General features: G+C 64.6%; 17 protein-coding genes. 7 read left to right on the forward strand and 10 right to left on the reverse strand.

The annotated features are described in order from the left end of the window. Positions 1 to 466: 466 nt before the first annotated feature. On the forward strand, positions 467 to 1,729 hold the full coding sequence (locus PMI40_RS04525) for a urate hydroxylase PuuD (RefSeq protein WP_008112600.1): 1,263 nt from the start codon (positions 467 to 469) through the stop codon (positions 1,727 to 1,729). A 184-nt stretch (positions 1,730 to 1,913) separates the two neighbouring features. Here the strand turns inward: PMI40_RS04525 and puuE are convergent, their stop codons facing one another. From puuE to PMI40_RS04550, 5 genes are all read right to left on the reverse strand, one after another. After that, positions 1,914 to 2,846, reverse strand: coding sequence for an allantoinase PuuE (gene puuE / locus PMI40_RS04530; protein WP_008112602.1), 933 nt, complete (start codon positions 2,844 to 2,846; stop codon positions 1,914 to 1,916). 63 nt (positions 2,847 to 2,909) lie between these two features. Continuing rightward, on the reverse strand, positions 2,910 to 3,644 hold the full coding sequence (locus PMI40_RS04535) for an aspartate/glutamate racemase family protein (protein WP_008112604.1): 735 nt from the start codon (positions 3,642 to 3,644) through the stop codon (positions 2,910 to 2,912). A gap of 3 nt (positions 3,645 to 3,647) precedes the next feature. Next, positions 3,648 to 5,093: an NCS1 family nucleobase:cation symporter-1 gene (locus tag PMI40_RS04540; protein WP_008112605.1), complete on the reverse strand. Its 1,446-nt coding sequence runs from the start codon at positions 5,091 to 5,093 to the stop codon at positions 3,648 to 3,650. Between the two features lie 138 nt (positions 5,094 to 5,231). Further along, positions 5,232 to 5,978 (reverse strand): GntR family transcriptional regulator, encoded by a 747-nt coding sequence (locus PMI40_RS04545; RefSeq protein ID WP_040501665.1) that lies wholly within the window; start codon positions 5,976 to 5,978, stop codon positions 5,232 to 5,234. Positions 5,979 to 6,440: 462 nt separating this feature from the next. Further along, the gene (locus tag PMI40_RS04550; protein ID WP_008112609.1) at positions 6,441 to 7,499 is read right to left on the reverse strand and encodes an adenosine deaminase; all 1,059 of its coding nucleotides are present in this window, start codon (positions 7,497 to 7,499) and stop codon (positions 6,441 to 6,443) included. A 268-nt stretch (positions 7,500 to 7,767) separates the two neighbouring features. Here PMI40_RS04550 and PMI40_RS04555 point away from each other — a divergent pair, with 268 nt between their 5' ends. After that, positions 7,768 to 8,286: a hypothetical protein gene (locus PMI40_RS04555; protein ID WP_238540891.1), complete on the forward strand. Its 519-nt coding sequence runs from the start codon at positions 7,768 to 7,770 to the stop codon at positions 8,284 to 8,286. An 89-nt stretch (positions 8,287 to 8,375) separates the two neighbouring features. Here PMI40_RS04555 and PMI40_RS04560 read toward each other — a convergent pair whose 3' ends face one another. From PMI40_RS04560 to PMI40_RS04580, 5 genes are all read right to left on the reverse strand, one after another. Beyond that, positions 8,376 to 9,110, reverse strand: a complete 735-nt coding sequence (locus tag PMI40_RS04560) for an amino acid ABC transporter ATP-binding protein (protein WP_008112613.1) — start codon at positions 9,108 to 9,110, stop codon at positions 8,376 to 8,378. Further along, a complete protein-coding gene (locus PMI40_RS04565; protein ID WP_008112615.1) occupies positions 9,091 to 9,747 on the reverse strand; it encodes an amino acid ABC transporter permease in 657 nt (218 codons plus the stop codon). Before PMI40_RS04565 ends, PMI40_RS04560 begins: the two co-directional genes overlap by 20 nt. After that, a complete protein-coding gene (locus tag PMI40_RS04570; RefSeq protein ID WP_008112617.1) occupies positions 9,744 to 10,415 on the reverse strand; it encodes an amino acid ABC transporter permease in 672 nt (223 codons plus the stop codon). Before PMI40_RS04570 ends, PMI40_RS04565 begins: the two co-directional genes overlap by 4 nt. A 203-nt stretch (positions 10,416 to 10,618) precedes the next feature. Then, complete coding sequence (locus PMI40_RS04575) at positions 10,619 to 11,401, reverse strand: transporter substrate-binding domain-containing protein (RefSeq protein WP_008112618.1); 783 nt, start codon at positions 11,399 to 11,401, stop codon at positions 10,619 to 10,621. A gap of 55 nt (positions 11,402 to 11,456) precedes the next feature. Beyond that, positions 11,457 to 12,209 carry a GntR family transcriptional regulator gene (locus PMI40_RS04580; protein ID WP_008112620.1) on the reverse strand — a complete coding sequence of 251 codons (753 nt, stop codon included), beginning with the start codon at positions 12,207 to 12,209 and terminating at the stop codon, positions 11,457 to 11,459. 557 nt (positions 12,210 to 12,766) lie between these two features. Here PMI40_RS04580 and PMI40_RS04585 point away from each other — a divergent pair. From PMI40_RS04585 to PMI40_RS04605, 5 genes are read left to right on the forward strand one after another with little or no spacing between them, the layout of a single operon-like run. Continuing rightward, positions 12,767 to 15,688, forward strand: coding sequence for a bifunctional glycoside hydrolase 114/ polysaccharide deacetylase family protein (locus PMI40_RS04585; protein ID WP_008112622.1), 2,922 nt, complete (start codon positions 12,767 to 12,769; stop codon positions 15,686 to 15,688). After that, positions 15,618 to 19,016, forward strand: a complete 3,399-nt coding sequence (locus PMI40_RS04590) for a tetratricopeptide repeat protein (RefSeq protein ID WP_157221441.1) — start codon at positions 15,618 to 15,620, stop codon at positions 19,014 to 19,016. The genes PMI40_RS04585 and PMI40_RS04590 overlap by 71 nt, the downstream gene beginning before the upstream one ends. A 12-nt stretch (positions 19,017 to 19,028) precedes the next feature. Next, positions 19,029 to 19,697, forward strand: coding sequence for a hypothetical protein (locus PMI40_RS04595; protein ID WP_008112626.1), 669 nt, complete (start codon positions 19,029 to 19,031; stop codon positions 19,695 to 19,697). Between the two features lie 49 nt (positions 19,698 to 19,746). Further along, positions 19,747 to 20,301, forward strand: a complete 555-nt coding sequence (locus PMI40_RS04600) for a hypothetical protein (protein WP_008112628.1) — start codon at positions 19,747 to 19,749, stop codon at positions 20,299 to 20,301. Positions 20,302 to 20,316: 15 nt separating this feature from the next. Beyond that, complete coding sequence (locus PMI40_RS04605; protein ID WP_008112630.1) at positions 20,317 to 21,783, forward strand: PelD GGDEF domain-containing protein; 1,467 nt, start codon at positions 20,317 to 20,319, stop codon at positions 21,781 to 21,783. Positions 21,784 to 21,788 lie beyond the last annotated feature (5 nt).

The following is a 21,788-nucleotide window of genomic DNA, read 5'->3' on the forward strand; positions in this document are numbered from 1 at the left end:
GGCAGTCGGATTGCTGCTCTCCCGTCCGTTCTGCCAGCGGACGCAGCACCGGGGTTTAGCAGATATCGTGCCAATGCCGGTGCCACCGCGCAGGAGGCGGCGGTCGGCAACATCAGGCCGTTTTGTCGACAATGGATTTTTGTATTTGCAACAACTTGGTGCTTTTCATGCACCCGATTCGACGCCGTGCACTAAAAACGTGGATGCGAAAAAGCGTAAGAAAAAAAGCACGGTCCGGCTGCAAGTCGCATAGGTAGCGCGTGGACTGGCCCATAGTGGGGGCCGGTGGCGGGTTTTCCGGTCTGCATGTTTTGTCGACAGTGATCGAATTGATTGTCGGCAATCCGTGTTGCATGGCATGCTGCGCCTACGTTGCGGCAGGCGGGCGCGCCAGGCACCATTTATGCTAAGTCTTGCGCCATATCCGCTGCGGCCCCTTCTTAGAGAAACAGAAAGCGAACACCCCATGGAAGCCTATATCTTCGACTGGCTCAATCTGCTGCTGCGCTGGCTGCACGTCATCACCGCGATCGCCTGGATCGGATCGTCGTTCTATTTCGTCTGGCTCGACAACAGCCTGGTGGCGCCCAGCGACCCCGAGTTGATCGACAAGGGCGTGGGCGGCGAATTGTGGGCCGTGCATGGAGGCGGCTTCTACAACCCGCAAAAGTACCTGCTGGCGCCCAAGGCCTTGCCGCAGCACCTGCACTGGTTCTATTGGGAAGCCTACAGCACCTGGCTATCGGGCTTCGCGCTGTTTTCGTTGCTGTACCTGTTCAATGCCAATGTGTTCCTGGTCGACCGCAACGTGTTCGACATGTCCGGGTCGATGGCGGGCGGGGTAGCGGTGGCCTTCCTGGTGTTCAACTGGCTGCTCTACGACACCATCTGCAGCACCCTGGGCGACCGTGCCGGAGGTGAGCGCAAGGTCAACCTGCTGGTGGCGCTGCAAGTGGTGGTATCGGTATGGGCCGCCTGCCACCTGTTCTCGGGGCGCGCGGCGTTCCTCATCAGCGGGGCGTCGCTGGCGACCATCATGAGCGCCAACGTGCTGGCCTGGATCATCCCCGGGCAGCGCAAGATGGTGGCGTCCATGCGTGCCGGCCAGGCACCGGACCCGATCCATGGCAAGCGCGGCAAGCAGCGCAGCGTCCATAACACCTACTTCACCCTGCCGGTGCTGTTTGCGATGCTCTCCAATCACTACAGCATGACCTACAGCGCCCCGCACAACTGGCTGGTGCTGCTGGCGATCATGGCCGCCGGCGCGCTGGTGCGCCAGTTCTTCGTGTTGCGCCACAAGGGCGTCAACAACTGGTGGTATCCCGGGGTGGCGGTGACGCTGCTGCTGGCGGTGGCCATCGGACTGAGCCCCATGATGCGTAGCAAGCCGGCCTTGGCTCCTGCCTCCACACCGGCCGCGGCGCCCGTGGCGACGACCCCGGCAGCGGCCGACGCCCCCGCCGCCGCTGGCGTCAGCCTGGCCCAGGTACAGCAGGTGATCCAGTCGCGTTGCATCCAGTGCCATGCCGAAAAGCCTAGCCTGATGCCGACACCGGGCAAGGGCATCCTGCTCGACAGCGCCGCGCATATCGCCCAGCATGCGCAGCAGATCTATCAACAGGCGGTGGTGGCACGGGCCATGCCGCTGGGCAACATGACCAACATCACCGATGACGAACGGGCGTTGATCGGCAAGTGGTTCGAAGCCGGGGCGCCGACCGAGTGACGCTTGTCGGCGCCTCTACGTGCTGAGTTGCATTTCCTGATTCTCCAACACCCGTTCGTATCGAGTAGATCCGCAGGATCGTATCGAAGGCGCACCTGCGGCAAAGTCATGTGCGCCGGACCGCTTCGATACGCATGCCAAGGCAGCGACTCAGTCCGAACGGAAGAGAGCGACCGAGACAGGCTCACGCCCCCGTGAACGGATGCACCTGCATCCAGTGCCGGGCGATATCGATGCGACGGGTGATCCATACCTTGTCGTGCGACTGCACGTAATCCAGGAACCGCTGCAGCGCGCGCATTCTCCCGGGCCTGCCCAGCAAGCGGCAGTGCATGCCGATCGACAGCATCTTCGGCGACTCTTCGCCTTCTTCGTACAGTACGTCGAAGCTGTCCTTGAGGTACTGGTAGAAATGCTCGCTGGTGTTGAAACCCTGCGGCGTGGCAAACCGCATGTCGTTGCTGTCGAGGGTATAAGGCACCACCAGGTGCGGCGTACGTTGTCCAGCCGCAGTGTCGACTTCGGTCCAGAACGGCAGGTCGTCGCCGTAGTAGTCGGAGTCGTAGGCGAAGCCGCCGTGCTCCACCACCAGCTGCCGTGTATTGGGTGAATCGCGACCGGTGTACCACCCCAGCGGCGCATGCCCGGTCAGTTCGCGCATGACCTGTACCGCCTGGCGCATGTGCTCGCGCTCGGTCGCCATGTCCATGCCCTGGTAGTGGATCCAGCGCAGGCCGTGGCAGGCGATCTCATGGCCCAGCTCGACGAAGGCCTGCGTGACATCGGGCGCACGCTGCAAGGCCATGGCTACGCCGAACACCGTCAGTGGCAGGCCACGCTTGTCGAACTCGCGCAGGATACGCCAGACGCCCACGCGCGAGCCGTATTCGTAGATCGATTCCATCGACATGTGGCGGGCCGGGTAGGCCGCCGCGCCGACGATCTCCGACAGGAACTGCTCGGAACCGGGGTCGCCGTGCAGCACGCAGTTCTCGCTGCCCTCTTCATAGTTGAGGACGAACTGCAGCGCCACGCGGGCCTGGCCCGGCCATTGCGCGTGCGGTGGGTTGCGGCCGTAGCCGACGAGGTCGCGCGGATAGGATTGTTGCGAAGACATGTTGCTGCTCATTGAGGTTGCGAAAAGAAACGCGACGCCGGCGGACCCGCGCCGCAGCTTGTGTCATGGTCGGGAAAACTCCTTCAATAGCCCTTGGTAGGCCTTGGGCAGGGGCGGCGCCAGCTCGCCCCGCTTGGACGTGGCCAGTCCCAGCGCCACCAGCGACTCGGCCAGCTTGACCGCGGCGGTCACGCCGTCGATCACCGGCACGCCGATATCGCGCGAAATGGCGCTGCACAGGTCGGCCATGCCGGCGCAGCCCAGCACGATGGCTTCGGCGCCGTCCTCGGCCAGGGCGCGCCGGCATTCTTCGGTGATGCGCGCGCGCGCCTGCGAGGCCGGATCTTCCAGCTCCAGTACGGCGATCTCGCAGGCCCGCACATTGCGGCAGAAACGCTGCATGCCGTAGCGCTCGGCCAGGTGCCAGGCCATGCCCGAGGTGCGCGCCAGCGTAGTCACCACCGAGAACGACGGTGCGATCAGGCTGGCCATGTGCATGGCTGCCTCGGCGATCCCGACGACGGGACCACGGGCCAGCTCGCGTGCGGCCGACAGGCCCGGGTCGCCGAAGCAGGCGATGACGTAGGCTTGGCAGCCGTCGCGTTCGCCCAGGGCGATCTCGTGCAGCAGGCCAGGCACTGCCAGTGCTTCATCGTAGTGGCTTTCGATCGAGGCCGGCCCCATCGTGGGGCTGACGCCGATCACTTCGGTACCGGGCGCGGCGACCGCGCGCGCGCAGGCGGTCATGGCCTCGGTCATCGACACCGTGGTATTGGGATTGATCAGCTTGATGCGCATGCCTTAACCCTTCCTTGCCAGGCCGAGGTAGAACAGCGCGCCCAGCGCGGCGCCGATGAACCACGAGAAGTCGGCCGCCGCGCGCAACTGCGGCAGCATCACGCACGCCACGCAGACGGCCGCGGCCAGTACCAGTGCCTTGACCGCGTTGCGGTTGACGCCGTTGCGGTACCAGTAGCGACCGTCGGGGTTCATCGAATACAGGTCCGCCACCACCACCTCGCGCTGCTTGATCAGGTAGTAGTCGGCCAGCAAGATGCCGTACAGCGGGCCGATGAAGCCACCCAGCACATCCAGTGTGTAGTGGATCACTTCCGGGTTGCCGAACAGGTTCCAGGGCGTGATGAAGATCGAGGCGGTGGCCGCGAGCATGCCGCCGGCGCGCCAGCTGATGCGGCTGGGCGCGAGATTGGAAAAGTCGAAGGCGGCCGACACGAAGTTGGCCACGATATTGATGCCGATGGTGGCCATCAGGAAGGTCAGTGCACCGATCACGGCGGCAGTGGTGTTGTCGATCCGGGCTACCGTTTCCACCGGGTCGGTGATCAGCTCGCCGAACACGGCGATGGTGGCCGAGGTGGTCACGACGGTGACGATCGAGAACGCCAGGAAGTTGACCGGCAAGCCCCAGAAGTTGCCGCGCTTGACATCCGAAAACGTATGGCAATAGCGCGAGAAGTCGCCGAAGTTGAGCATCGGTCCCGAGAAATAGGACACCACCAGCGAAATGGCCGTGATCATCACCGACACCGCCGCCCAGCCGCTGTACTTGATCTCGCCCAGGTTCAGGCCGATGTTCTGCCAGCCGGCCTTCCAGATCATCCAGCCGGCCAGCACGAACATCACCAGGTAGACCGCCGGCCCGGCGAAGTCGATGAACTTCTTGATGGTCTCCATGCCGTTCCAGAACACCAGTGCCTGCAACACCCACAGCAGCAGGAAACCGGCCCAGCCCAGCGCCGAAAGGCCGGCGAAGGCATGCACATGGACGTCGGCCCAGGGGCTGAGCGCGGGATAGAACTTCAGCACCACCACCACGAACGCGGCCGAGGCCAGGTAGGTCTGGATGCCATACCAGGCCACCGCAATGAGGCCGCGGATCATGGCCGCCACATTGGCGCCGAGCACGCCGAAACAGAGACGGCTCATGACCGGATAGGGCACGCCGTGCGCCTGGCTGGGCCGGGCCACCAGGTTGCACAGCAGGTACACCAGCGAAATGCCGACCAGCAGCGAGATCAGCACCTGCCAGCTGGTCAATCCCAGCGCGAACAGGCTGCCCGCGAAGACATAGCCGCCCACGCTGTGCACGTCCGACATCCAGAAGGCGAAGATATTGTAGGCGCCCCAGGTCTGCCGTTTCAACGGCGCCAGGTCTTCGTTGGTCAGGCGCGCGTCGTTGGCGCCGTAGAGGGTGCCGCTTGTCGCAGGGGATGAGTCGATGGTCATTACCGGTCTCCGTCCAGAGGGGATGGTGGATCAAACGAGCCCATCCGGCGCATGCGCCGGGTGGCTCAGCGTATCCTTCCTGCATGCTCTACGGCATTCGATCGTTCGCGCGACCTGCGCCACGCGGGTGGTCTTGTCTTATATTCCCTTGCCAAGCACGGCGCGCAGGTCGAACTGATCGTCCGCATCCGGCCGTACCCGGTCCTCGCACAAATGCAAGTGGTGTGCCATATGCTGCTGGGCAGCCTCGACGTCGCCGTTTTCCAGCGCCTGCAGCACCGTTTCGTGTTCGTCGAAGGAGCAGGCGTTGTGGCCTGGCGCTTCGGTCTTGGCGATCATCAGCGTGGTGCGCGAGACCAGCTTGCGCAGGGTGTCCACCAGCAACGCGTTACCGGTCAACTCGGCCAGCGCCAGGTGAAATTGCGCAGACAGCCGGATCCAGCGCGGCCGGTCGCCGCTCAGATAGGACTGGCGTTCTTCCTCGACCATGCGCCGCAGGCCCGCGATCTGGCGCGTGCCGGCTTCGCGTCCCACCTTTTCCAGGACCGCGTGTTCGAGGATATTGCGCAGTTCGAACATGTCGCGCACCTCGGCGTGGGACGGGCTGGCGATGAATGCGCCGCGGTTGGCCTCGAGGTCGACCATGCCTTCGGAGGCCAGGCGCGAGAGCACCTTGCGCACCGTGTGGCGCGCCGTGTCGTAGATCTGGCAGAGGGTCTGCTCGGTCAGCTTGGTGCGCGGGGGCAGGCGGTGTTCCATGATGGCGTCGTAGACGTCCTGGTACATGCGTTCTTCCACGGCGACCGCGGACTCGCGCTCGCGCGCCGCGGCGACCCGGCCCTGTGGAGCGGCCGGCGTATGCGGGGTCTTGCTGGCTTTGTTCATGATGCTCATGCTCTCGATGAAAATCCGGTCCGTGATGTCATTGCCGATCAACAACGAGTGCCAAGAATCGTCAACAATATGAAAAAGGATTTGCAACAAAACGGGGCTATTTTGCACCAAAAAGAATGGCATGTGCCTTTCTTTGGGGCGCGTCCCCAGGCTGTTTCGATGCTGCACCGCCAGGCGCCAGGCCTGGTACAGTCGCCCTTCGCAGTCCCTTTTCATCGGCCATCCATGCCCCGATGACCGCTTTTGCAGCGCATGAAAACGCCGCCGATTGTCGTCAATCCTATGTCGTATTGTCTGCAATGAAACTGGCGGATGTGGCCGTTTGCGCCGCCGATTGCCGGAAGAAACCGTCGCCAATCACGCCTGCCTGGCGTGATGCAAGAAGCGTGCTTGATCTGCCGCGCGCACGAAAAAGCCCGGCATGGGGCCGGGCGGGACGTGCGGCGGGGCTGGTCAGTGCGTCATGGCGTACTGTTCCAGTTCCTGCATCAGCACCGATTTTTCATGATCCGGCAGGAAACAGGCCTCGACGCCATTGCGTGCCAGTTGCAGCACCTGCTCGCGCGACAGGTCCAGCGCCTGCGCCACGGCCAGGTAGTTGGCCGTCATGTAGCCGCCGAAGTAGGCCGGGTCGTCCGAATTCACGGTCACGGCCAGGCCGGCATCGAGCAGGCGCGCCAGGTTGTGCCGCGCCATGTCGTCGACCACGCACAGCTTCAGGTTCGACAACGGGCACACCGTCAGCGGCACGCGCTCACGCGCCAGGCGCTGCATCAGTTGCGGGTCTTCCTCGCTGCGCACGCCGTGGTCGATGCGCTCGACCTTGAGCACGTCCAGGGCGCCGATGACGTAGGCCGGTGGACCTTCTTCGCCCGCATGTGCCACTAAGCGAAAGCCGAGTTCGCCGCAGCGGGCGTACACCCGTGCGAATTTCTCCGGTGGATTGCCGCGCTCGGACGAATCCAGGCCGATACCCAGCCACAGGTCGGCATATTGATCGCGCAGCGGCAAGGCGGCCTCCAGCGTGGCGAAAGCTTCGGCTTCGGACAGGTGGCGCAGGAACGACATGATCATGACGCTACCGAAGCCGTCGCGCTCGCGGGCTTCGCGTAGCGCCCGGGCGATGCCGGCGAACACGGTGGCAATCGGGATGCCGCGCTCGGTGTGGGTCTGGGGATCGAAGAAGATCTCGGCATGACGCACGTTGTCGGCGCGGGCGCGGGCGATGTAGGCCGCCGTCATGTCGAAGAAATCGGCCTCGGTGCGCAGCACGTCGGCGCCGGCGTAGTACAGGTCGAGAAAGGACTGCAGGTCGCTGAAGTCGTAGGCCGCGCGCAGTGCCTCCACCGATGCGTAGGGCAGGGTGACCTGGTTGCGCTGGGCCAGGGCGAACATCAGTTCCGGCTCCAGCGTGCCCTCGATGTGCAGGTGCAACTCGGTCTTGGGCATGCCGGCGATGAAGGCGTCGAGGGCCTGGCGCGACGAGGTGGTGGAAGTAACGGCTGGGTGCATGGCTTGGATCCTTCAAAAATGGCGAGAGCGCATTCGTACCGGTTCGATGGCGTACTGGTTATACGCTGGCAGCCGGCATTATCACGCAATTTTCGTGCTGATCCGGCGCCAAGGATGAACCAAGCCGCGCGGCAGGGTTCAGAAGCTGCAATTCAAGGCGGCGGCAGTCCGTTTGTAAAGATTGCATGAAAAGTGTTGCTGCCGCCCAAGACATGATTAAATGCAAACATTAATGGAGGGATGCATGGGCAACATGGTTCACAAGCGTATGCGAAGCATATCGGCCGCCGCTCTGCTGGCGATGACGGCCGGGTGTTCCTGGATGCCGTGGGGCGAGAAGGAAGATCCCACGATCTTGCCATTCAAGACCATACAGAGCGGGTCCTACCAGGGTTTCCTGAAGAATTGGGACGACACGCGCACCCCGGTGTTCTGCGCCCTGATCCGTTCGCGGGCGCAATGGGACGAGCTGATGCAGCCGGCGGCGACCATGGGCGACCGGCGCCCGGCCGGGCCGCCGGCGGCCTATTTCCAGACCAAGCAATACCTGCTGGTGGCGCGCGTGATGCAGGCGCCGGACGCGGCCGAGCGTCCCCACGTCTTCACGCCCTTGTCGGTGACGCTGCGCCAGGGCGTATTGCGGGTCAACTACCTGTATCGCGCGCCGGCGTCGGGGGCCTCGTACCAGGTCAAGGACTACATGATGCTGGCCATTCCCAAGGAGCGTTATACGACCGGGCCGGTGGTGTTCCAGGAGAACGACCGCAGGGTGTGCGAATTGCACTGAATCGCCAGGCCCATTGAAAAACCGCCGGGCTGCGACAGCAGCACGGCGGCTTTTCATGCGTGCGGCCGATGGCTGGCCGCGCGTCCCGATCAAATCCCCTGCGTCATCCCGATGAACTGTTTCAGTTCGGCTGTCTGCGGGTTGGTGAAGACCTGTTCCGGCGGGCCGATCTCGTGCACGCGGCCCTGGTGCATGAACACCAGCCGGTTGCACACTTCACGCGCAAAGCGCATTTCGTGGGTCACCATCAGCAAGGTCATGCCTTCCTTGGCCAGGCCGCGCACCACCGCCAGCACTTCATTGACCAGTTCCGGGTCGAGCGCCGAGGTGATTTCGTCGCACAGCAGGGCCTGCGGCTGCATCGACAGCGCACGGGCGATGGCCACGCGCTGTTGCTGGCCACCCGACAGCTGGTCCGGGAAGGCGTCGAACTTCTGGGCCAGGCCCACACGCTCGAGATTGGCCTTGGCGATCACCATGGCTTCGTCTTCGGACACACCCTTGACCTTCATCGGCGCGATCATCACGTTGCGACCCACCGACAGGTGCGGGAACAGGTTGAACTGCTGGAAGATCATGCCGACCTTCAGGCGCAGGTTGCGCAATTCCAGTTCGGATGCTCCCAGCTTGGCGCCGGCCACGCTGATGTTGCCTTCGTCGATGGTCTCCAGGCCGTTGATGCAGCGCAGCAGCGTCGACTTGCCCGAGCCGCTCTTGCCGATGATGGCGATCACTTCGCCGGGTTCGACGTCCAGGTTGATGCCCTTGAGGACTTCGTTGTCGCCGAAGCGTTTCTTGACGTTATCAATGGCGATGAGCGGCATTGTATTTCCTTTCTAAAGACTGGCTGTACTTGGACAGCGGCCAGCAAAGCACGAAGTAGAAGACACCCACGATGGCAAACACCGTAAAGGGGCGGAAGGTGGCATTGGTGATCACGGTGCCGGCCTTGGACAGTTCGATGAAGCCGATGATCGAGGTCACCGCGGTGGACTTGATGATCTGCACGCTGAAGCCGACGGTGGGCGCGATGGCGATGCGCAGCGCCTGCGGCAGAACGATATGACGCATCTGCTGGAAGTAGCTCATGGCCAGCACCGAGGAGGCTTCCCACTGTCCTTTCGGGATCGCCTCGACGCAACCGCGCCAGATCTCGGCCAGGTACGACGCGCTCCATAGCATCAGGGCCAGTCCCGCGGCCAGCCAGGCGGGCACCTCGATGCCGAACAGCGCGATACCGAAGAACACCAGGAACAGCTGCATCAGCAGCGGGGTGCCCTGGAACAGTTCGATATACAGGCGGGCGACCTGGCGCAGCCATGCCTGGCGCGAGGTGCGCATGAACAGGATGACCAGGCCCAGGGTGCCGCCGAGCACGAAGGTCACCAGCGCCAGCACGACGGTCCAGCGCCATGCCAGCATCAGGTTGCGGACAATATCCCAGAGGGTAAATGAAATCATGCGGTCCTCCGGGCAGTGATGAAGGTTTGGCCGATCAGGCGCAGCAGCTGGCGCAGCAGGATCGACATGACCAGATAGATCAGGGTGGCGACGATGTAGGCCTCGAAGGCGCGGAAGTTACGGCCCTGGATGAAGTTGGCCGCAAACGACAGTTCTTCCACCGCGATCTGCGAACAGACGGCCGAGCCCAGCATGACGATCACCACCTGGCTCGACAGCGCCGGCCAGATCTTCTGCAGTGCCGGACGCAGGATGATGAAGCGGAACACCTGCATGCGCGACATCGACAGCGACAGCGCCGCCTCGATCTGGCCGCGCGGGGTGGCCTGCACGCCGGCGCGGATGATCTCGGTGCTGTAGGCGCCCAGGTTGATGACCATGGCCAGGATCGCGGCCTGCATTTCGCTGATCTGGATGTTCAGCGACGGCAGGCCGAAGAAGATGAAGAACAACTGCACCAGGAAAGGGGTGTTGCGTATGGTCTCGACATAGGCGCTCACGATGGGCTTGAGCCACTTCGGTCCTTGGGTACGCGCCCATGCGCCGAAGATGCCGACCGCCACGCCCAGGACCCCGCCGATGGCGATCAGCTCGATCGTCGTCAGCACGCCTTTGACGATGACGTCGCCGTAATCGAAGGTTGATAGGAAATCGAATTGATAAGCCATGATTGGTGTCGGTCCTGCCTCAGTGGTACGTGGAATGACGCATGTGCCGTCATCCCGGTTGTCCGCCTGCCTGCTATTGCTACTGCTACTGTTATTGCCAGTGTTGGCGGCGCCAGGCGGAAATCGCGCCGGCAACACTGCTTGCACCCCGGAAATAAGCGATGCCGGATGCCTTATACCCGATCAGGCATCAACCATGCAAGTTAGAGTCCCGCGGGCAGGGGTTGGCCAAGCCATTTTTGCGAAATGGCGTTGAGGCTGCCATCCTTTTTCGCATCTGCCAGGATTGCGTCGACCTTGTCCTGCAGTTTCTTCTCGCCCTTGTTCAAGCCGATGAAGCAAGGCGAATCCTTGATCAGGAACTTGGTTTCGGGCTTCTTCGGCGGGTTCTTGGCGATGATCGCGGCGGCCACCACGTTGCCGGTCGCCACCAGTTGCACCTGGCCCGACAGGAACGAGCTGATGGTGCTGTTGTTGTCCTCGTAGCGCTTGACGGTGGCCGTGGCCGGGATGATCTTGGTCAGCTCCAGGTCTTCCACCGAACCGCGGGTCACCGCGATGGTCTTGCCGGCCAGGTCGGCCGCACCCTTGACCGGCAGGTCGGTCGGGCCGAAGACGCCATTGAAGAACGGCGCGTAGGCGCTGGTGAAGTCGATCACCTTCTCGCGCTCGGCGTTCTTGCCCATGCTGGAGATGATCAGGTCGACCTTCTTGGTGGTCAGGTACGGTACGCGGTTGGCGCTCGAGACGGGGATCAGTTCGACCTTGGTGCCGAGCTTCTTGGCGATCAGGTTGGCCACGTCGATGTCGAATCCCTGTGGCTTGAGATCGGCGTCGACCGAACCGAATGGCGGGAAATCGGCCGGCACGGCCACGCGCAGGGTACCGTTCTTCTGGATCTCGTCGAGCGCATCGGCGCGCGCCGCGGTAGCAGACAACAGCAGGGCGCCAGCCATCAGGCCGAGCAACAGTGTCGAGAGTTTCATAGCATTTTCCCTTGTGACGACGTTTGATGAATGGCTGTCGGCGCGTGCTGCCGCTTCATGGCCTTTTGGTTTGGGTACTGCGGTGGGACTGGATATCGGTAACGGCGGCGCCGGCACGCGATACAGGCGCCAGCGCTTGCCGCAATGGTTCCAGCGGATCGCTGCTGCGCACCTGGTTCAGGCCCGATTCAACGTGCTGCAGGTGAGCGTGCATCAGTTGTTCGGCGGCTTCGACGTCGCCCCGTTCGAGGGCGGCGACGATATGTACATGTTCCTCACAGGAATCCTCGGCCTGCTCCGACGACTGGTGCAGCATCGCCGTGAGGGTGGTGCGCGCGGTCAGGTCGCGCAGCGTTTCCGACAGCAGCGAGTTGCCCAGGCATTCGCACAGGCAGACATGGAAGTCGCCCAGCAGATAGCTGCGGGCGCCGATGTCGGCGCCGGCGATGGCCGCCTGTTCGCGCTCGATGTGCTCGCGCAGCTGGCGCACCGCCTCCACCGGGATGGCGCGGGTATGCATCTGGCGCAGCAGGCCCAGCTCGATCACGCGACGTGCCTCGAAGGCTTCCCGTGCCTGTTCAGGTGTCGGTTCGATCACGAACCAGCCGCGGCGCGCGCTGACGACCACGATGCCGCGCGCCATCAACCGGGTCAGCGCTTCACGCACCAGGGTGCGCGAGACGCCGAACAGGTCGGCCAGCTGCTGCTCGCCCAGGCGCGTTCCCGGGGCCAATTGCTTGGCCAGGATCGCCTCGGTGATCCGTACTGCGATCTGCGATGAAGACTTGATGGAAGGATGTGTGCCCATATCCACTCTTGAGCAAGTTGCGTGCCAGACTGATATACAAGATCGGCATACAAAACGATGCGCCGATTATTGGCGCGCAAACGGCGCTGTGACAAGGCTTTGCGGCCGATCGCGACAAACCGCCCGGGCCAGTGTTGCGCAACGGAAAGTTGCGTTGCAACATGCGCTGCCCGATTCGGTGCACCGCGACAGGGCAAGGCAGGCTGCGCTGGCCTGGCATGGTGCGCTAGCCCGTTGTGCAGTGCTTCCGTGATGAAGCCTGTTTGTGGATAAGTAACGACACTTTATAATTAGTATTTTTTTGACAACATTTATTAATAATTGTGATCCCGATTCGCCGGGTGTTGCCGTTCCTGCAACGCAATTTGCCGATAAATGTAGATAAACTCCAGCAACTCTAATAAATTCCCGACCGGGAAAATCCTGCCTTGGCGGCTATCGGGATTTTCCGGATACCGGGGGCACGAGCTTGATGGTTTCATCGCGGTCATCAATCGGTGGACGAGTAAAAGGAGGGGCGCGTGAGCCTTGGGTTGCAGCAAGGGGGGGCAAGATCGATGGCACCCCGCCGCGAGCGGCGCGTCGATCTCGCGCGCCTGGCTATCTGGATATGCGCATTGTTCTGGCTGGCCTCTGGCCCGGCCTGGGCGGCGGCGCCGGCCTCGGTCGCTTTCTATTACGGCCCCCAGCCGCCACTGGCCGATCTGCAAGCCTTCGATGCGGCCGTGGTCGAGCCCGAATACGTCACCAACCCGGCCGCGCGCACCCGTGCCGCCGCCGATGGTACCCACGAGCTGTTTGCGTATGTCGCGCTGGGCGAAGTGCAACCGTCACGTCCTTATTACAAGCAGTTGCCGGCAGGCGTGCTGCGGGGCGACAACGCCGCCTGGGGGAGTCGCGTGATCGACCAGGCCGCTCCCGGCTGGCGCGATTTCTTCCTCGACACCATCATTGCGCCGTTGTGGCAGCAGGGCTGGCGCGCCTTCTTTCTCGATACCCTCGATTCGTACCAGCTGTTCGCCCAAACCGATGCAGAGCGCCGCGTGCAGACCGAGGCGATGGTGGCAATCTTGCGTGAATTCAAGCGCCGCTACCCGCACGCCAAGCTGATGCTCAATCGCGGCTTCGAACTGTTGCCGCAAGTCGCGCCGCTGACCTATGCGGTAGCGGCCGAATCGCTGTACCGGGGCTACGATGCCGGCCGACGCAGCTATGGTCCGGTGCCGCAGCCCGATCGCCAATGGCTGCTGGGGCAGATGGAAAACGTGCGCGATCGTTATCACCTGCCGGTGATCGCCATCGACTACGTCGATCCGCAGCAACCCGGCGCCCGTGCCCTGGCACGCGACACCGCCAGCCAGATCGCAGCGCACGGCTTCGTGCCGTGGGTCGCCGATGGCGCGCTGATGTCGATCGGCGTGTCCAATGTCGAACTGGTGCCGCGCAACGTGCTGGTGCTGCTCGACGTGGCCGCCGGCGAAGACTTGCACACCAGCGAGGTGCAACGCTTCCTGGGGATCCATCTCAATCACCTGGGCCTACGCTACGAATTTCGCGAGGTCGGCCGCCAGGGCCTGCCGACCGAACCGCTGGCCGGACGCTATGCAGGCGTGGTGACCTGGTTTCGCAACGGTATCGACCATCCGCGGCTGGGGCCCTGGATCAATGCCCGCATCAAGGAAGGCGTGCCGGTGGCGATCTTCAATGCCTTCGGTTTCCAGATGACGCGCATCACCGCCGGCATGCTGGGCCTGACCAATTTCAGTGCGCCCGCACCGGATAGCCTGGCGATCATCGAATCCGATCCCGGGCTGATGGGCTTCGAGACCAAGCCCCGGGTCGACCGCACCCAGCTCGAATCGGTGCGCCTGACCGATCCGAAGGCGCCGACGCTGCTGCGCATGAAGGACAACCGCAACAACCTGTACGACGCGGCCGCGCTGACCCCCTGGGGTGGTTTCGCGCTGGCCCCGTTCGCCACCACCACCTTGCCGGTGCTGGACCCGCCGCGCTGGGTGCTGGAACCGCTGAGCTTTCTCAAGCGTGCGCTGCGCCTGCCCGACATCCCGGTGCCCGATGTGACCACCGAAGGAGGCCGGCGCATCATGATGAGTCATCTCGACGGCGATGGCTTTCCGTCCAAGGCCGAATACCCGGGCTCGCCCTTCGCGGTCGAAGTCCTGCAGCGCGAGATCTGGGACCGCTACCGGTTTCCGGTGACGGTATCGGTGGTGGAGGGCGAGCTCAGTCCCCAGGGCGTGTATCCCGCCTTGTCGGCGCAGACCACGGCGCTGGCGCGCAAGATGTACACCTTGCCCTATATCGAACCGGCTAGCCATTCGTTCTCGCACCCGTTCTCGTGGGCCGACGCCATGCACGGCACCAGCAGTGTCGATATCACCCAGCTCGATGGCGATGCGTCGCATACGCTGGAGATCCCGCACTACAAGTTCGATCTCAAGCGCGAGATCAAGGGGTCGATGGACTTCATCAACAATACCCTGCTGCCGCCGGGCAAGAAGGCCGAGATCTTCCTCTGGACCGGCAATTGCGTGCCGCCGCCGGAGGCGATTGCGCAGACCTACCTGGATGGTTTCCTGAACATGAACGGTGGCGACACCATGATCACCAACAGCCGCAAGAGCTGGACCGATATCGCCTCGCAGGGCGTGCGCAAGGAGGGCTGGTACCAGGTGTTTGCGCCCAACCAGGACGAGAACGTCTATACCGGGAACTGGACCGGGCCTTTCTATGGCTTCCAGCGCGCCATCGAAAGTTATGAATTGACCGGTGAGCCGGTGCGCTTCAAGGCGGTCGATATCTATTACCACTTCTATGCCGGCACCAAGCCGGCCTCGGTGGCGGCATTGCACCGCATCCATCGCTGGGCGCAGGCGCAACCGTTCACCCGCCTGTATGTGTCGCAGTACATCCGCAAGGTGATCGATTTCGAGAACACCAGCATCGCCCGCGCCGCCGATGGCAGCCTGGTCTATCGCACCGGCGCCAACCTGCGCACCCTGCGGGTGCCGGACGGCGCGCCTGCGGTCGACATGAACGGGGCGGGCATCGCCGGTAGTGCGCCGGGCCCGCAGGAGCGCTACCTGATCACCACCGAGAGCGAAGTGCGGCTGGCGCCACCGGCGGCCGACCAGGCGCCACCGGCGGTGCAATTGCTGGAAGTCAGCGGTCGGGTGGGTGACTTCTCGCGCAGCGTCGCCGGCAACCGGGTCGAACTGCGTTTTTCGCTCACCGCCAATGGCGCCGCCAACTTCAGCGTGAGCGGCGCGCGCCAATGCAGTGCCAGCGCAGACGGCGTGGCGCTGGCGACCAACAGGGATCGCAACAGCAGCATCGTGAACCAGGGCTGGTTCGGCAATTTCACAGGCAAGTCGGCAATACACCAATATGAACTCGGGACCGCAAACACTAAACTGGCGACAACAAGGCACCTGGTACTCGTTCAGTGCACCTTATGAACGGCTGAGCCTGTACTCGCCCTGGACCATGCTCGGCTTCGCGCTGGTCATGGTGGTGGTGCTCGTGCTGATCTTCCCGCGCCAGACGCTGCAGCAGCGCTTGCAGGTGGCCAATGCCAGCGGCCGCGCCGACCAGCTGACGGTGGAATACCTGAAGGTGTTCCTCAAGACGCAGCCCGACAATGCCGTGCTGCGCGCCGAGCTGGTCAAGCAGATGGTGGGATTGGGCCAATTCGAAGAAGCCCGCCGGCAACTGGCCATCCTGGCGCAATCGAACGACCCGACGGCGCGGCTGGACGCCACTTGGCTGCAATATCGCATCCTGCAGCAGGAGGCTTTCGCCCTCAAGCCCGGCGACCCCGAACGTGATCGCCTGTTGGCCGGCTTGCACGATGCCTTGCAGGCGCTGATGCAATACCGGCTGTCGACGGCGCAATGGCTGGCCCTGTCGCAGGATGCATTGGGGCTGGGCGACCGCGATGCGGCCAGGCTGGCATTCGAACGCCTGCTGTCGCAGCGCTCGGCGATCGAGCCCGAGGATGCCGAGCGCATGGCACGCCAGAGCCTGGGCCTGGGCGACTACCGCAGCAGCGCTGCGTTCTACCTGCTGGCGATGAACAGTGCCGGCTCGCTGCAAGCGCGGCGTGCGCATTTTCTCGACGCATTGCGCAATCTGCAGGCCGGTGGCCTGGTAGCCGAGGCACTGGAAGTGGCCGAACGCGACATCGGGCCGTTGGCGCAAGACCGCCAGACCCTGCTGTTCCTGACCCGGCTGGCACAGGCCGGCAACCGGCCCGACCTGGCGCAGCGCTACGTCAAGCAGTTGCTGCAGCTGTCGATGTCGGGCCGCTTGCCGTCGCTGGCCGCAGGCGACGGCGCGTCACCGACGCACGTGCATGTCGCGCGCATGCTGCAGTTCAGGCAGTCGATGAAGAAGACGCTGGCCCTGCTGCACGCGCCCGGTGCGGCCCGGCGCGAGATGCAGGCTGCCATGCGCCAGACCGGCATGCTGCGGGTGGCACTGGCGCGCGAGACGAGCGGCGAGCGCACCATTGCGCGCATGCCCTTCGACGACGACATCTATACGCTGGCCTACGAGGTGTTCCTGGCAAATCGCAACGTGGGCGATGCCCGGCTGCTGGCCCAGTCGGCAGTGCGCCAGCAGCCCGCCAATGCCGCCTGGCATCGACGCCTGGCCCAGGCCAGCGAATGGGACGGGGCACCCGACCAGGCCACGCCGCACTGGCTGGCCTATGCGCGGCTGTCGGGTGACGAGGCAGGTTGGGATAACGCCCTGCGCCTGTCGGCCGGCACCTTCGAGCAAGAGGTATTGCTCGAGGCGCTGCAGCACAAGATGAAGAGCGAGCCGAGCAACCCCAAGTGGGTCACGCAACTGGTAGCGCAATTGGAGAACGTCGGCCAGCCCGAACGCGCCGCCGAGCTGCTGGAGCAGCGCCTGCGGCACGGTGCGGGGCGCGCCCGGGCCGATCCGGGCCAGCGCAATGTCGAGATGGAAGCGCTGGCGCGCCTGTACCTGCGCATGGGGCGCGATGCGCAAGCCTTGCTGTTGCTGCGCCAGCAGCGCGCCGAATTCGGCGCCACCGCTTCCAACGCCTTGCTTTCGGCCAACCAGTTGTACATGAATGGCCGCATCGACGAAGCCATGTCCATCCTGGATGAGGCGGCTGCGGCCGCACCCGTGGCCAATACCGATTTCTGGCGCGCCTATGCGGAGGTGGCGCGGTTCCTGGAACGCGATGGCCAGGCCCGCGCAGGCTACGACAAGTTGCTGGCCTCGGACCTGGCCGACGAGGGCGACATCAGCAACATGATGGGCGTGATCCAGGACCAGCAGCCGCGCGCGGCGGCCGCCCTGGCCGAGTTCGGCTACCGCCGTACCGGCGTGGTCAACTTTGCGGTGCAGGCGCTGACCTATCGCCAGCGCAGCGCCGACCTCGATGGCGCGCAAGCCTTTCTCGCAAGCCTGTCGCCGCAGCAGAACGCAGTGCTCGAGAAGAGCGCGGCCTACCTCAGCGTGCGGGCCACCATCAGGCAGCTGCGACAGGACCTGGCCGGCGCCCGTGCCGACATGGTGCAGGCGCTCCAATTGCGGCCGCGTTCGGTCGAGGTACGCGCCGAACTGATCTGGATCCTGATCGCCAGCCGCGACACCGTGGCGCTGCAGCGTGCGCTGGGCATGTGGGCCGCCGATGCCGAAGGCGCCCCCGGCCTGTGGGGGCCGTTTGCCGCAGCCAACATGTCGCTCAACCGCCAGGACCTGGCGTTGCACTGGTTTCGCAAGTCCGGTTTCGCGCGCAACGACTACCTCTGGCTGATGAGTTATGCCGAGGCGCTCGACGCCACCGGTCAACCGGACCTGGCCTGGCGGATTCGCCGGCGTGTCTGGATCGAGCTGCGCGACCCGGCGGTATTGCGCAATATCCCGCCGGTGCAGTTGCGCGACTGGCGCGACCGCCTGGCGGCGCTGACCCCGTTGTTCATGCAGGCCGACGCCGGCTTGCGCGTGATGCAAGCCCTGTTGCGTGCCGATGCGGCCAGCCTGGCACCGGCACCCGAGCGCGTGGCCCCGCCCGGTACCGGTCCGGCACTGTTGCAGCAGATGGCTGGCGCGGCGCGCCGGGATGGCGCCGAGCGCGCCGAGCGTGACGGTATCGCCGCCGGCCTGGGGGCGGGGCCGGACGCCCTGTTTGCGCGCAATGCCGATTCCGGGGCCCGGCCGCGCGACGACGCGCGACTGTCGGCCAGCGTGCGCGAACTGGCGTTGGCCTACGCCATGAACCAGGGCGAGTCCGACCTGGCGCGCGCCTGGCTGGCCACCCGCTTTGCGCGCGAACTCGACAAGCCGTTGTGGGGCGAGCTGGCGCTATCGCTGGCGGCCGACGACCGGCAGGGGCTCGATCGCCTGCTCGACAACCTGGCCGACTGGTTGCCGATGTACGACCGCATCGAGGCCGCGCGCGTGGCGGGCCGGGTGCCCCTGGCGCAGACGCTGGCCTTCGAGCAACTGGCGGTGCTGCCGGCCGACGACGAACTGCATGCGCGGCTGACCAACCTGGTCATCGATGAGCCGGCGAAGTTTTCGGCGGGCGCCACCAGCAGCCGCGAGTTTCCACTGGCCACGCAACGCTTCGACCTGGGCACGGGGTTTGCCCTTACGCCCGGCACCCGGCTCAATTTCAACTACACCGAGCGCCACCAGCGTAGTGACGACCTGACACTGCTCGATGGCGTGCCGGCGGTCGACCGGTTGTTCGAGTTGAGCCTGCGGCGGCGCATCGAGGATGGCTTCGTCAGCGTGGCGCTATAGCATCGCGACGCCATGCAGGGGTTCGACGGGCTGGCGCTGGCCTTCTCGCGCCAGGTCACGCCGCGCCTGACCTGGTCTGGCACGGCCGGCGTCGATACCACGGCGACCGAATCGGCACTGATGCGGGTGGGCGCCAAGCGCAGTGGCGGCGAAGTGAACCTGAACATCCAGCTGAGCCGCACCGAATACCTGCGCCTGGGGGGCGGGCTGCAACGCTACAGCACGCAGGCCGGCACCCGACTGGGCAGCGGGCGCATGATCAACCTGGAGGCCGGCACCCATTTCCGGGTCGAGTATCCCAACCTGACCTTGCGCACCTTCGTCAACGACGCCCGCTTCAGCGATCGGGGCGCATCCGACGCCCAGATGGCGCGGCTGGTCCCGCCGGGCAACGACCCGGCCTCGTTTCGCTACATGCCATTGGATTCGCGGGTGCTGGGCATTGCCTTGGGTGCCGGGACGGTGGTCGAGAGCAACTACACGCGTGGCTGGCGCCCGTTTGCCGAGTTCGGGCTGACCCGCACCACCGATGTGGGCTGGGGGCGCAACCTGCGCGCCGGTGCCGCCGGCAGCGTGATCGGACAGGATTTGCTGTCGATCGGCTTGCAGAGCACCAGCGCCACGCCCAATGCACCGCAGCGCGGCTTCGAACTGGCAGTGCAGTACAAATGGCTTTATTGAACCGCAGTCCATCCGATTTCAATCTTGTTTCAACTCAACGGTGATCATCATGAAGAAACCAACCCTGTCTTGCCTCGCGGTGCTGCGAATGGCCGCACTGGCCGTGCTGGCCTTTGCCCTGGCGGCCTGCTCCACCACCGACATCGGCCGCGCACCGGCGTTGCCGGCCGACGCCTCGTGGGCGCTGCTGCCGTTTGCCAACCACACCGAGACGCCGCAGGCGGGCCTGCGTGCCGAGTCGATCGCCGAGAACGTGCTGCGCGCCAATGGCGTGGCCAACCTGCGCCGCTACCCGGCCTCGCTCAACAACGAGACCTTGTTCGAGCCGATGGATCGCAAGCAGATGGAGGCCGCACTCGAATGGGCCCATAGCGAGAACCTGTCGTATGCCCTCACCGGTACGGTGGACGAATGGCGCTACAAGGTCGGCATCGATGGCGAGCCGGCGGTGGGGCTGACCCTGCAACTGGTGGAAGTCGCCAGCGGCAAGGTGGTGTGGGCCGCCGCCGGTGGCAAGAGCGGCTGGAGCCGCGAAGCCTTGTCGGCGGTGGCGCAGAAGCTGGCGCGCACCCTGCTGGCGCCGCTGACCCATGCGGCACGTTAAATCCAGGATGCTGCCGTGAGCAATAGCGAACAACATCGGCCGCCGCCGCGCAAGCTGGTCGCCAATGCGCGTCCGCTGGCCCGGCGCATGCGGCGCAGCGGCGATTTCTGGTCGCGCATATTCGCCCGTTTCGATACCGACACCGCTTCGCCGCGCAAGGCCTTCTGGCGCACGGTCGAAACCGTGGTGCTGGTATTGGCATCGGTGGCGCTGTCGCGCTGGATGGCGCCGGACGACCCGTTCGGCGTGCAGGCCCAGTTCCCGTGGATCTGGGTGGTGCCGGCGGTGCTGGCGATGCGCTACGGCACCACGCTGGGCGTGGTTGCCGTGGTGACCATGCTGGCGGCGTGGCAGATGAACGTGCAATTGCTGTCCATGGGCCATGGCATGGGGCCGGTCTCGGCCGCGGATGCGTTTCCGCAGGCGTACTTTCTGGGCGGACTGGTGCTGACGCTGCTGTGCGGACAGTTCGCCGAAGTGTGGAACGCCCGCAGTCGCCGCCTCATGGCCATCAACGCCTATCTCGACGAGCGCCTGACCATGCTGACCAAGAACCACTTCCTGCTGCGCCTGTCGCATGAGCGGCTGGAGCAGGACTTGCTGGCCAAGCCGCTGACCTTGCGCGATTCGCTCGATCGCATGCGTTCCCTGACACTGACCCAGACCATGCTCGACCCGGCCAGGCTTCCCGCCGCCGACGCTTTCCTGCAGGTGCTGGTGCAGAGTTGCCAGATCGAGACCGCTTCGGTGCATGCCTGCGACGCCGACGGCAGGTTGCTGCCGCAGCCGCTGGCCAGCCTGGGCAAGCCCGCGCCCTTCGACGCCGCCGATCCGCTGGTGCACTACAGCCTGGAGCAGGGCAAGCTGGCCCATATCCAGACCGAGAGCGTACAACAGACGCTGCGCAACCAGAGCCGTTACCTGCTCAGCGCGCCATTGCTCAATTTCGAAGGCAAGCTGTTCGGCCTGCTGCTGGTGGAGCAGTTGCCATTCGTCGCGCTCAATGACGACACGCTGCAATTGATGTCGGTGCTGATCGACTACTACGCCGACGGCATCGAGATGGGCACGACGTCGCGCGCCATCATCCAGCAACTGCCGACTTGTCCGCCGCAGCTGGCGGTCGACCTGGTGCGCCTGCATCACCTCAAGCGCAACACCGGGATCGATTCGTCGCTGGTGGCGCTGGTGTTCGGCAACGACGATACCTCGCGCGACATGTTCGACCAGATCCGGCGCCTGAAACGCGCCGCCGATGTCATCTGGACCTACCGCGCGGGCGAGCGCAATGTATTGATGACCTTGCTGCCGCTGGCCGGCAGCGCCGCCGTCGACGGCTACCTGATGCGTATCGAGGCGGTGTCGCACGCGCAGTTCGGCAACAAGTTCCTGTCCAACTATGCCGAGGTGCATACCGCCGAAGTGGGGCAGGACGAGCCCGCCCGACTGTTGCCCAGACTGGTGGAACGCTGTGCCGAATAGAAAAC

This window comes from Herbaspirillum sp. YR522, assembly GCF_000282575.1.
Lineage (GTDB): Bacteria > Pseudomonadota > Gammaproteobacteria > Burkholderiales > Burkholderiaceae_D > Herbaspirillum.